This window comes from Streptomyces sp. NPDC052101 (assembly GCF_040680235.1).
Taxonomy (GTDB): domain Bacteria; phylum Actinomycetota; class Actinomycetes; order Streptomycetales; family Streptomycetaceae; genus Streptomyces.
In genome coordinates, this window is the sequence record NZ_JBFAWH010000007.1 from 220333 (window position 1) to 232704 (window position 12372).

At 71.3% G+C, this 12372-nt stretch carries 9 protein-coding genes; 2 read left to right on the forward strand and 7 right to left on the reverse strand.

Annotated elements, in window-relative coordinates; translation table 11 throughout:
• The 5 genes from AB0L75_RS15845 to AB0L75_RS15865 form a co-directional block, all read right to left on the reverse strand.
• The coding region (locus AB0L75_RS15845; protein WP_365181094.1) for a trypsin-like peptidase domain-containing protein at window positions 1-3914 on the reverse strand (3914 nt) is incomplete at its 3' end.
• Window positions 3911-4222 (reverse strand): CU044_2847 family protein, encoded by a 312-nt coding sequence (locus AB0L75_RS15850; RefSeq protein WP_365181096.1) that lies wholly within the window; start codon window positions 4220-4222, stop codon window positions 3911-3913. The genes AB0L75_RS15845 and AB0L75_RS15850, both read right to left, overlap by 4 nt.
• 136 nt (window positions 4223-4358) lie before the next feature.
• Window positions 4359-4550 carry an acyl-CoA carboxylase subunit epsilon gene (locus tag AB0L75_RS15855; protein WP_365181098.1) on the reverse strand — a complete coding sequence of 64 codons (192 nt, stop codon included), beginning with the start codon at window positions 4548-4550 and terminating at the stop codon, window positions 4359-4361.
• Window positions 4551-4585: 35 nt separating this feature from the next.
• Window positions 4586-6181 (reverse strand): acyl-CoA carboxylase subunit beta, encoded by a 1596-nt coding sequence (locus AB0L75_RS15860; protein WP_365181100.1) that lies wholly within the window; start codon window positions 6179-6181, stop codon window positions 4586-4588.
• Between the two features lie 154 nt (window positions 6182-6335).
• Window positions 6336-8651, reverse strand: a complete 2316-nt coding sequence (locus AB0L75_RS15865; RefSeq protein ID WP_365181102.1) for a polysaccharide lyase 8 family protein — start codon at window positions 8649-8651, stop codon at window positions 6336-6338.
• 160 nt (window positions 8652-8811) lie between these two features.
• Here AB0L75_RS15865 and AB0L75_RS15870 point away from each other — a divergent pair, with 160 nt between their 5' ends.
• Entirely contained in the window at window positions 8812-9408 is a 597-nt protein-coding gene (locus tag AB0L75_RS15870; protein WP_365181103.1) for a YceI family protein, read from the forward strand.
• On the opposite strand, the gene AB0L75_RS15875 is transcribed toward AB0L75_RS15870, so the two are convergent.
• Window positions 9395-10453 (reverse strand): FUSC family protein, encoded by a 1059-nt coding sequence (locus tag AB0L75_RS15875; protein ID WP_365181105.1) that lies wholly within the window; start codon window positions 10451-10453, stop codon window positions 9395-9397. The two genes, AB0L75_RS15870 and AB0L75_RS15875, sit on opposite strands and share 14 nt — an antisense overlap.
• A gap of 61 nt (window positions 10454-10514) precedes the next feature.
• On the opposite strand from AB0L75_RS15875, the gene AB0L75_RS15880 reads away from it, so the two are divergent.
• Window positions 10515-10952, forward strand: coding sequence for a MarR family transcriptional regulator (locus tag AB0L75_RS15880; RefSeq protein WP_365181106.1), 438 nt, complete (start codon window positions 10515-10517; stop codon window positions 10950-10952).
• 7 nt (window positions 10953-10959) lie between these two features.
• On the opposite strand, the gene AB0L75_RS15885 is transcribed toward AB0L75_RS15880, so the two are convergent.
• A complete protein-coding gene (locus tag AB0L75_RS15885; RefSeq protein ID WP_365181108.1) occupies window positions 10960-12333 on the reverse strand; it encodes a hypothetical protein in 1374 nt (457 codons plus the stop codon).
• Window positions 12334-12372: the final 39 nt, after the last annotated feature.

Genomic DNA, 12372 nt, shown 5'->3' on the forward strand with positions numbered 1-12372 from the left:
GCACACAACGCACCCACCGGCCCCGCGTGACCCGCCAGCACATGAAGCTGCACACCGGACACCGGATCCCACAAACGCACCGTCGCATCCTCAGACGCCGAAGCAAGCACCACACGCCCCTCGACGGACCGCACTGTGCACAACGCACCCACCGGCCCCGTGTGGCCCCTGAGACGGCTTCCGCGGGTGCCGGTGGCCGGATTCCACAGGCGCACAGTGCCATCGAGGGATGCGGATCCCAGCAGGGTTTCCCCGTCGGTGGACTCGATCACGCACAAGGCGCTGACCGAATCGCTGTGGCTCCTCAGCAGTTGTTTGTGAGCGCCCGTGTCGGGGTCCCACAGGCGCATGGTGCCGTCGTGGGACGCGGAAGCCAGCAGGGCCTCCCCGTCGGCCGCCTCGAACGCACACAGCGCGCTGACCGAGCCGACAGACCGTTCGAACAGGTCGTGTCGGGCGTTCGGGACGGGATTCCACAGTCGTACGGTGCGGTCGTCGGAGGCAGAGGCCAAAAGGACCCGGCCGTCCGCGGACTGCACGGAGCACAGGGTGCTGACGGGCCCGGTGTGGTCCTTGAGGAGATGGTGTTCGGCACCCTTGGCCGGGTCCCACAGGCGCACGGTGCCGTCGTGGGAGGCGGAGCCCAGCAGGACGTGGCCGTCGGAGGTCTCCACCACGCACAGCGCACCGACCACGTCCGCATGGCCTTCGAGCAGGATTTCCTGACTGCTCACCGGGACCTTCAGCCGCCGTAGCGGACCGCGCCGGTGTGTGAACGCGGCGGGAGTGTCCTCCGCACCGGACTCGATCGCCTTCCGTCGCTCACTCGGGCCGAGGATGCGTTCCTTGAGGCGCGTCGGGGGATCAGGGAAAGGGTTCCACAGTCGTACGGTGCTGTCGTGGGAGGCAGAGGCCAGGAGGAGCCGGCCGTTGGAGGTCTCCAGGGGACACAGGGCGCCGACCGGTCCCCAGTGGCCTTTGAAGAGCCTTTCGCAGCGGCCTGTGGCCGGGTCCCACATTCTGACCGTGCCGTCCTCGGACGCGGCGAACAGCATGGTCGGTCCGCCCTTGAGGCGGCTCGTGCACAGCATCCGCACGCCGCTGTGCGTGAAGGCCCGTGCGAAGGGCCTCAGTCGCCGGGAATGCGTGCCCTCGACGGGATTCCACAGCTGCACGGTGCCGTCGTCGGACGCGGAGGCGAGCAGCAGGCGACCGTCGAGGAGCCGCACCGGGCACAGTGCTCTCACCGGCCCTGTGTGGCCTTCGAGCACATGGTGCCGGGCGCCGGTGGCGGGATCCCACAGCCGCACCGTGGTGTCGTCGGACGCCGAGGCGAGCAGCACACGGCCGTCCGAACATCCCACCGCGCACAGCGCGTTGACCGGCCCCCCATGGCCTTCGAGCACATGGTGTTGTGTCCCGGCGGCGGGATCCCACCACAGCCTCACGGAGGCGTCGTCGGACGCCGAGGCGAGCAGCACACGGCCGTCCGTATGTCCCACCACACACAGCGCGTTGACCGGCCCCCCGTGGCCTTCGAGCACATGACGCTGCGTGCCTGTCGTGGGATCCCACACGCGTACGGTGCAGTCGAGGGATCCGGACGCGAGGTACATGCGCCCACCGCTGGTGCGCACGGTGCACAGGGCGCTGACCGGCCCGGTGTGCCCTTCCAACAGGGCTTCGTCGTCCCCTCGTTGGGTGGCTGCCCAGCGGGCCCGGTAGGGGGTCTCGCAGGCCAGGTCGCGGTAGGCCGAGCCGAGGCCGTGCAGGGCTTCGCTGACGCTGTAGAGCGCGGCGCGTTCGGCGGGTGAGGCGTGAATGGCGCGAGGAGTCTTGCGCAGCAGTCGGGCGCGCTGCCTGGCCGCCGGGGTGGAGGCGGCCGCGGCCGCGAGGATCAGCCGGCGCACATCCGCGTAGAGGGGGTAGGCGTCGTCCTGGAGGAGTTCGTCCACGCACTCCCCACGCTGCGCGTGGGCGGGCAGGGAGCGGAGCAGGTAGGAGGGAGCCTTCGCCCATCCGCGTTCCTGACCTGTGCGCAGGAACGCGGAGGTGATGGCCTTCTCGTCCGCGGTGGCATCGCGGTGGCGCAGCAGAGCGTCGTTGAGTGCTTGGTGGAACAACCGGTAGACGGGCGCGGAGGGTTCGACGGCACTGGTCTCGACGAGGAAGTTGGCCGCGGAGGAACGGGCGAACACCTCCAGGCGCTCCGCGTCGGGGGCCGGGTATCTGAGCGCGGTGATGGTGGCCTGCCACAGGCCCACGGAGATGCCGGGTGCCTCGGCGTAGGCGAGGGCGGTCATCAGGGCCGCGGCGGGGACGCCGGCGACTCGGGGAAGCAGCGAGAGGTAGGAGTTCAGTGCCGCGTCGACGGTCGGGGTGAAGGTGAGGGCCGACAGTGCCACGGGCTCCTGGTCGTAGGAGCCGCGAGCCCGGGCGACGAGGCCGGCGACAAGGAAGTTGCCGTCGGCGAGTTCCGCGATCCGTTCGGCCACGGGCTCCGCGACGCCGAGGTCGTTGTAGGGGTTGTCCGGGCGTTCGTCACCATGGAGCTGGAGTGTGGCAAGGGCGTAGGCGGCCAGGTCCGCCTGCGCGAAGAACTCAGCGTTGTCGAGGTCGATCACCCGCGGGGTGGCGAACGCCTGGAGGAGGGAGCCGCCGTCGTCCCGCCGCCGGGTGCCGACGACGACGCGCACCCCGAGGTGGTGCAGGTCCTCGGCCAGCGGGCGGGCGATGTGGTGGATGATCTGGCGGGCCTGCTGGATGCCGGCCGCTTCGTCGAGGGCATCGATGATCACGGTGAAGCCGGTGCGGCGGGTCTGCTCCAGCGCGCTGTTCAGGACCGTCACGAGTTCTCTGACGTCCACCGGCAGTCTCGCGGAGGCGGCGCGGGCGATCTCGCCGGCTACTTCGAGGGCCGTCTTGCCCTTGGCGTGCACGGCGCAGGCCACCGAACGCTCCACCGCGCGCACGGCGTCGTCGCCGCGTGGCAGGGCGGCGGCGACGGCGGGATCGGACGTGGTGACGATCCGCCCCAGTACGGCGGACTTGCCCACCCCGGGGGAGCCTGTCACCACGAGTACCTGTGGTTGGGGGTGGACACCCACCAGCCAGTCGCGAATCGTGGTGAGCGCCGCTGTGCGTCCGCGGAACCGGAAGCCGCGATCGCTGTCCCGGTAGACGCCGCGAGCCCGGGGCCGCCAGTGCAGGCCTGCCTCCGGGTCGGTGTCCAGGCTCCAGCCCCAGGCGGCCAGGGCCCCCTCCCCGGCGGCTTCCGCCGACCAGCCGGTCAGCAGGTACAGCTTCTGGTCGGGTAAGTAGGCGTCGACGGCGCGCAGGGTGATGGCACGCGCGTCGCCGTTGGTCCCCTGGGCCTGGCCCACGAGACCGACCACCGCCTCGTAGTCGGGGGACCACAACGCAGCTCCGCTGTAGCCCGACTTGACCGGATAGCGGGAACCTGTGTCCAGGCGTGTCCACCCGTAGCCGAGGTCTTCGCCCACCACGCCGTCGGACGAATTGCCCAGCATCCCGTCGGGGAATCCGAAGGTCCACCATCGCTGACCGACCAGGCTTCTGCCCTCCGGCTGCCGCAGCCGTGCCGCGTACCCTTCCGGCACCGCCTGCGCGAGGGTCAGCACGGCCACGTCCTGTACATCGCGCTCGGCGATCGGCGGCGCGGTCACCTCGTGCACCGGGACTCGCCGGTAGCCCATGCCGTGCGCCTTGGGAAAGGCCACCCACAGCTCCGGCTTCTGCTGGTCGCCGTCGAACACCACGTGGGCACAGGTCAGCACCCGTCGGCCGTCGATCAGGCAACCGGAGCCGAGCGGACGGCGGTCGTGTTGCGAGGCATGGATGGCCGCGACCCAGGAGTCGGATCGTGGTCGCGGGCTGCCGGCCGCCGTGCTCACGGTGCGTCCGGTACCGTCCCGTGCCAGGTCAGGGTGATCTCGAAGTTCGCCTCGGTGGCGGCCTTGGCGATCAGCCAGTTCGCCGTGCCGGTCACCTTCACGCCGAACTTCACCTCCACCTCACCGGGTTTCAGTGCCTTGACCTGTTCGAGCACCGCGCGGGCGCCCTGCACCGCCGGAGCCACTGCCTCCCGGATCCGGCCGATGCTGCCTTCGGAGCTGACCTGGTGCCATTCGTCGGTCGGCTCGATCTCGAAACGGATCTGGGTTCCGTCGTCCAGCTCGTACGAGACAACCTGCGACGTCACGTGTTCCCCCTGCTTCCCCTGGCCACGATCGGGGATTCAGAGTAGCGGCCGGTACCCGGCGAGTGACCGCATACGGCACAACCAGTCCGGCCCCGCCCTCCCGAAGGAGAGCGGGGCCGTGGTCACACGTGGAAACTCAGTGCCAGCTGTGCGGGGCGCGGAAGCCGCCCTCCCGCTCCAGGCGGCGCCAGCCGGCCTTCCTGCGGACGCGGTGCGTCGGGGCCGCCGCCGGGGTGGCCGCCGCACGTGCCAGGAGGACGGCCGTGATGGCGGCGACCTCCTCGGGCTCGGCGTGGCCCTTCTCGACGCGAATCTCAGCGTTGTCCATGGGTGTCAGTCTCCGTGAGAGAAGTGTCCGCAGGGTTACTGCGGGGGGTTGCCGTGCTTGCGGGAGGGCAGGTCGGCGTGCTTGGACTGGAGCATCGCCAGCGACTTCACCAGGACCTCGCGGGTCTCGGCCGGGTCGATGACGTCGTCCACCAGGCCGCGCTCGGCCGCGTAGTAGGGATGCATCAGCTCGGCCTTGTACTCCTTGACCATCTTCTGACGCATGGCCTCGGGGTCCTCGGCACCGGCGATCTGACGACGGAAGATGACGTTGGCCGCGCCCTCGGCGCCCATGACGGCGATCTCGTTCGTCGGCCAGGCGTAGGTGAGGTCGGCGCCGATCGACTGGGAGTCCATGACGATGTACGCACCTCCGTACGCCTTGCGCAGGATCAGCGAAATCCTCGGCACGGTCGCGTTGCAGTAGGCGTACAGCAGCTTCGCGCCGTGGCGGATGATTCCGCCGTGCTCCTGGTCGACACCGGGGAGGAACCCCGGCACGTCCAGGAAGGTGACGATCGGGATATTGAAAGCGTCACACATCTGGACAAAGCGCGCAGCTTTTTCACTCGCCTCGATGTCCAGGACGCCCGCGAGGACCTGCGGCTGGTTGGCGATGATGCCGACCACCTGGCCGTCGAGGCGGGCCAGCGCGCAGATGATGTTCCGCGCCCAGCGCTCGTGGACCTCCAGGTAGTCGCCGTCGTCGACGATCTCCTCGATGACCTTGGCCATGTCGTACGGCCGGTTGCCGTCGGCCGGGACCAGGTCCAGCAGGACGTCGCCGCGGCGGTCCGCCGGGTCGGAGGAGTCCACCCGGGGCGGGTTCTCGCGGTTGTTCTGCGGGAGCAGCGAGAGGAGGTAGCGCACCTCCGCGATGCAGGTCTCCTCGTCGTCGTAGGCGAAGTGGCAGACGCCGGAGGTCTCCGCGTGGACGTCGGCGCCGCCGAGCCCGTTCTGGCTGATCTCCTCGCCGGTCACCGCCTTGACCACGTCCGGGCCGGTGATGAACATCTGCGAGGTCTCGCGGACCATGAAGACGAAGTCGGTCAGGGCGGGCGAGTACGCGGCGCCGCCGGCGCACGGGCCGAGCATCACGCTGATCTGCGGGATGACGCCGGACGCCTTGGTGTTGCGCTGGAAGATGCCGCCGTAGCCGGCGAGCGCGGAGACGCCCTCCTGGATACGGGCGCCCGCGCCGTCGTTCAGGGAGACCAGGGGCGCGCCGGCCGCGATGGCCATGTCCATGATCTTGTGGATCTTGGTGGCGTGGGCCTCGCCCAGCGCGCCGCCGAAGATCCGGAAGTCATGGGCGTAGACGAAGACGGTACGGCCCTCGACCGTGCCCCAGCCGGTGATGACACCGTCGGTGAACGGCTTCTTGGCCTCCAGCCCGAAGCCGGTCGCCCGGTGCCGGCGCAGCTGCTCGACCTCCTGGAAGGACCCCGGGTCCAGGAGCAGCTCGATCCGCTCCCGCGCCGTCAGCTTGCCCTTGGCGTGCTGCGCCTCGGTCGCCTTCTCGCTGGGGCCCGCCACGGCCTGGGCACGAATCTCGTGCAGCTCGGCGACCCGCCCGCGCGCGTCCGTCGGCTCGCCGGTCGGCTCACCCTTCGTCTCTTCCAAAACGGTCATGTAGTGACCTTACGAAGGACACCAAGGAAAGCGAGCCGTCGACTCCGTACAGTCTACGGCCCGTTTTCCTGGTGCCAGTGAACAGAACCATGGCCGTGTGCAGCCTTTCCGACTGCTCACAGGGCATCGGCGTTGTAGAGGGGCCACAAAGGCGTCACCTGGGAGTCACCTCACATTCGTGGCTGGCACATGCCATCCCCGGAGTGACACGGAGCCTCAGACAGCGGTCCGCCGACAGGACCTCGACCCCCTCGCCGGCCCGCCGCACCGCCCGGACCGGACGGTCCCAGACGATCTCCAACGGCTCACCCGTCCGGGGCGGCTCGCTCACCAGGAGCGTGGCGGTACGGCCCCGGCGCACGACCAGCACGCTCGCGCCCGCCGATACGGCCAGGTCCCCCACCGTACCGGCCTGCCAGAAGTTCGCTCCGGTCAGCCCCAGCCGGGGCACGGCGACGGCCTGGCAGCCGGTGTCGTTGGCGAGAACGGACAGCCAGGAGCGGTCTGCGGCCCGGGCGGCGGTCTCGGTGCGGGAGGCGCCGGGCAGCAGGACGTAGACATAGCCGGCACCGGCCGGGTCGGTGCCGTGGTCCAGCCACAGGGTCTGCCAGCGCCGGGTGCGCCGCTCGTCGGTGCTGGTGGTGTTGATGTCGGACCAGGCGCCGGTGCGGTCCTCGCGCAGGGTGTGCAGTGCGCCTCCGTACGGCAGGATCCAGCCGCCGTGTTCCGCCAGATGCGCCCAGTTCCGGCCGCGCGCGAAGAGCTGGGTGCCGTTCTCGCCCAGGTTGCGGTTGTCCACGACCGTCTCGACCGGGACACCGTCGGCGCAGCTGATCCCGGCGCCGAGACAGACCACGGCGTCGTCGAGGAAGAACCAGGACTTGCGGGCCTCAAGGCTGGAGCCGAGGCCTTTCAGATGCTGCCCGACGGCCGCGTACCGGCCGTCCGTGGCCCCGCCCACCCAGCGCACGTCCGGCTTGGGTGCGCCCCACTCGCCGCCGGCGCGGTTGGCGAGCCGCTTGGTGGAGACGGTGGTGCCGGGCAGCCGGTACCAGTCGACGGTCGGCCAGAACCAGTCCGTGTACTGGTCGCCGCGTTGTCCCGGCCACCAGGACAACATCCCGGACCCGGTGTGCCAGCCGCGCGGGTTCTCGCCGTTGCCGCACTCGTAGTGGGCGATGCGGTCGCTGGCCATGGAGAGCGCAGCGGTGAAGCGGGGTCCGCGGTGGACGGCGCGGTCCATGGCCGCGAAGAGCCGGTGGCCGAGGGGTTCCGGAGTCGGCGGGACGGCCGAGTCGGCGATGGCGTGGAGCCGCGCGAGATCGGCGACACCGAACTGACGATTCGTCAGCACAGGTGTCACGGTGTCCCGTTGGATCCATCCCTTCACCAGGCCGTACCACCGCTCCCGCTCCCCCGCTCCGGCCCCGCCCGCGAGCAGGGCGATGGCGGCGACGAGCGCCTGCCCGTGGAAGTGATCGCTGTGCAGCAGGTGGAGGTCGTCGCCGCGCAGGAGGCCCCGGCTGATGGCGCGGCCGTTGACGCAGTCCATCACCAGCCCGTCATGGATCAGGGGCGCGTAGGCGTGCTCGACGCCGTCGAGGATGTTCTGCCGGGCGGGGTCGATGACCTCCCACGGCGATCCGGCGAGCAGGGCGAACAGCCGCCCGAGGCCGTCGAGCAGGACCTGGCCGTACGTTCCCGAGTAGGCGACCCAGGTGTGCTGGACGAAGGAGCCGTCGGCATGGAGCCCGTCGCCCCGGGTGACGTACGGGAAGACCGGCGAGAGCGCGTCCCGGGCGAGGGAGATACGGCCGGCGTCGCGGCCCAGGATGCCGCGCAGCGCGACGGAGCGGCACAGGTCGACGCGGTTGGCGCCGGTGGAGGTGCCGGAGTAGTCGGTGAGCAGGGCGTCCGGGATGAAGTGGTCCACGGCCGCGCAGGCGGCGTCGACGCGGTCCGCGCCGAGCCGCTCGTACAGGGCGGCGGTGATGTCCATGAGCAGGCGCGGACTGCCGATCCGCCACTCCCACCAGTTGCCGTACGGGCCGGTCGAGGGGTTGTAGACGGTGGTGGCGAGGTGGTCGAGGCCGCGCAGTACGGCAGCCAGGAGGGCGGGGTCGGCGGTGGCGCCGGTGCCGGGCTGGACGCAGGCCTGGGCCATGGTCCACAGCCGGCCGTAGCTGAAGGTGATGCCGGACGGCGGGTCGAAGGGGTGACCGGGCCACAGGGAGTCAGCAGCCGGGATCATACCGACGGCGAAGTCGCCTGCCAGGGCGCCGAGTTGGGCGAGCCGGGAGGCATAGGGCTCGGCGCCGGGGTCGTAGCCCGAGCCGAGGGCGATGCCGAGCCAGCGGCGGCGCAGGGTGCCGTAGGGGTCGTCGGCGGCGCGGGCGCCGAGGGGCAGGGCCGGGACGAGGGCGGCGGCCAGCAGCAGCGCGCGCCGGGTGATGCGCAGAGGACCGGTCACTGGAGCACCGTTACCCGTCGGCGCTCGAATGTCACTCCCCGTGACGCAAAAAACACGCTGCGGATGATGTTGAAAACCGAACTGAATGGGTCTACCGTCGAATCGAGCGGATTCGTTTAACGTTCAACAGATTCTTGGCACACTTTTCCTGGAGCACGTCATGGGCATCTTCAGCCGCAAGAACACCACCCCCGAGACCACCGCCGCGGGCCCCGATCTCGCCGCGCTCACCGGCGACTACACGATCGACCCGGCCCACACCACGATCGGCTTCACCGCGCGGCACGCCATGGTCACCAACGTCAAGGGCGGCTTCCACGACTTCACCGGCACACTCCACCTGGACGGGTCGGACCCCGCCAGGTCCACCGCCACGCTCGACGTCAGGATGGAGAGCATCGACACCGGCAACGCCGACCGGGACGGCCACCTGAAGTCGTCCGACTTCTTCAAGACCGACGAGTTCCCGGCCATGACCTTCCGCTCCACCAGGGCGGAGGCCCTGGGCGGCGACGACTACCGCATCACCGGCGACCTCTCGCTGCTGGGCGTGACCAAGCCGATCAGCATCGACCTGGAGTTCAACGGCATCGCGAAGGACCCGTTCGGCAACGAGCGCGTCGGCTTCGAGGGCAGGACCGAGATCCTGCGCTCCGAGTGGGGGCTGACCTGGAACGCCGCACTGGAGACCGGCGGCGTCCTGGTCTCCGACAAGATCAAGCTGAACTTCGACATCTCGGCGATCAAGAACGCCTGACCCTCCGGGGGCCTTCGCGCGGGCGGTGGTGGCGCACGGGCAGCAGCCACCACGCCGCCGCGACGGACAGGGCCGCCCCCAGGGCGATCGCGGCGAGGCGGGTCGGCAGCAGACTCACCGCGTCCTGGCCGAAGTAGCCGAGGAGCAGGGAGAGGACGGTCGTCATTCCGGCCGCCCAGTAGGCGTGGTCGAGCGGGCGCAGCCACAGGGCGACGGCGAGGATCGCGAACATCGCCGCCACCGACGCGCCGCCGGTGATGCCCGCGGCCGCCACGCCGGTGGCCAGCAGGGTACCCGCGGCCGCCCCGGCGAAGCGCTCAACTCCCTTGTGCAGTACGTCTGTTCGTCCGCGATTGCCGCTCGCCGCGACGTACGCCGTAAGGACCGCCCACGGCCAGTGGTCGTCGAACAGGAGCCGGCCGGACACGAACGCCGCGGCCACGGCCGCCGCCATCTGTACGGCCATCCGGGTGCTCGGGCGCGGACGGAGACGGGACGTCCCGCGGGGCGTCGACCGCTCGGGATCCGGGCGCCAGGGGCCGTACCGGTCGCCGAGGCCCTGGACCAGCCAGACGCTCAGACACGCCATGACGGCGATGAGCGCCGACCAGAACCAGCTCACCAGCCCGCCCTCGGCCGCGAGCGGCAGCGCCGGGCCGGGCACGACCAGCAGCGCCACGAACGGCAGCGTCATCAGCGTGCCGGCCCTGGCCGCCGCGGGGCCGTAGCGGCGGATCCAGACGCACAGGGAGATGCCGGCCGTGAAGACGGCGGCGCCCATGGCGTAGTGATGCATGATCAGGCGGCCCAGGAACCGGGCGCCGGCGGCCGTCGCGGGCAGCAGGACGAGCGCCGCCGGCCTGCGCCGCGTGGGCGCGGTGCGCTGGGTCGCGGACAGGCTGAGGGTCAGGGCCACCGCGAGGACGGGCACATCGGTGTGGAGCCCGGCCGCGCCCTCCAGCCACAGGGCAGCTCCCCAGCACAGCAGGACCGCCGTCATCGTCAGCGCGGATTCGTACGCATTGCGTATGAGTCTTGAGCGCATTCGGCGACCATACAGCGGAATAGGCTCCATAAGTATTAAGTTTCTACGTACGATCTCCCCCATGGATCATCTCTCCGAAGCCGCCCGCCTCCGTCGCGCCGTCATCCGGCTCAACCGGCGGCTGCGGCAGGAGCGCGGGGACGAGGGGCTCAGCCCCAACCAGCTCGCCGTGCTCGGGCATCTGCACCGGCACGGGCCGGCGACACCCGGTGAGATCGCGGCGCAGGAGCGGCAGCGGCCGCAGTCGCTCACCCGGGTCTACGCGGAGCTGGAGGCCGAGGGGCTGATCGTGCGGGAGCGGGATGCGGACGACCGGCGGCAGTCCGTGCTCTCGCTCACCGGCTCCGGGCGGCAGGCGCTGGAGCGGGACATGGCCGAGCGGGACGCCTGGCTGGCCGGGGCGCTCGGTTCGCTCGGCGAGACGGAGCGCGGGGTGCTGGCGCTGGCCGCCGGATTGCTGGAACGGCTGGAGTCCCTGGAGACGGACCCCCGGGACTGAGCACTGTTCAAAAGCCCCCGCCGAAGTCGCCGCCGCTGTCGCCGCCTCCCCCGTCGAAGCCTCCGCCGCCGCCGAATCCGCCGCCGAAGTCACCGGGGTCGAAGTCCGTGCCGGACACGTCGCCGCCCTGGTAGCCGCCGCCGAAGTCACCGCCGGAGCCGAAGTCACCGTAGCCCGCGCCGTAGTCGGCCGCGTACGACGGGGTGGCCATCATGCTGCCCAGGAGGGTGCCGACGAGCAGGCCGGGCAGGATGCCGCCGCCGAAGTAGCCACCCGCCCACGGGCCGTAGGCGGGGCCCGCGTCCCAGTAGGGGCGGCGGCCCTGGTCGGTGTCAACCTCGCGGATCACCGGATCGCGGCCGTCGGCGAGCCGGGTGGAGTCGGCCGCGCAGACGGGGACCTCGCGCGGGGCGCCGCCGGGCGGGGTCCAGGGGGCGTCGCTCACGGAGGGTCCGTGACGCGGGTCGAAGAAGCAGGGCGGGCGGCGTTCGGGCAGCGGGCGGCCCTCGCGGCGGGCGGCCAGCCGGGCCAGCGAGAAGCGGCCGTCCTCCAGGGCCTCGGTGACGGTGCGGACGTCCTCCGGCCGGGCCGCCTGGGCCATGCGCTGCTTGGCGGTCTCGTAGGCGTCCAGGGCGTGCTCGTAGTCGGCGCGCATCGCGTCGTCGGCGCCGGGCTCCCCCGGCCGGAAGTCGAGGCGGTCCAGTTCCTCGCCGAAGGCGGTGATGTCCTCGTCCACGACCACCCCCAGCCGGTCCAGGGCGGCCCGCCGCTCCTCCTCGTGCCGGCGGCGGCCCCGGCGGACCAGCGCGTACGCGCCCGCGCCGCCGGCCACCACGACCGCGCCGAGGGCGATCAGCGCCGCGGTGGGCGTCCCGCCGCCGGAACCGCCGGCACCGCCCCAGCTCTTCGGAGCATGACCGCCCATGTTGGCCAGCGCGCGGTCGGTGAAGTCGGTGAGCTGGGCCTTGGCCGACTCGCCCTGGACGCTCGCCACCAGGTTCCGCCGGGCCGTCGCCGACATCACCGAGGAGTCGGCGCGGGCGTCGAAGCGGTCGCCGAGGCGGATGCCGTACAGGCCGGTGACGCCGGTGGCGGCGCGCAGGCCGGTGAAGAGGCCCGCGGTCGGGTGGCCGGCCGGGAGGACCGCGATGAACAGGGGCTTGTCCGCGTCCTTGATGCGCTTGGCGAGGGCGTCGGCGTCCGCCTTCGGCAGCTGGGCCGAGGCTGCCGGGTCGACGTAGACCGGGCTCTTGCGGAGGGCCTGGGCGATGGCGGTGATGCTCGTGTCCGCGCTCGCCCCGGGCGCGAACGTGGTCGCCAGGACCAGGGCGAGGACGGCCAGCAGCAGTGCTGGGAGGCTTCGGTTCCGCAGGGCCTTCATGCCCCCGAAACTACCCGAAGCCTCCCATAATCGGGTGAA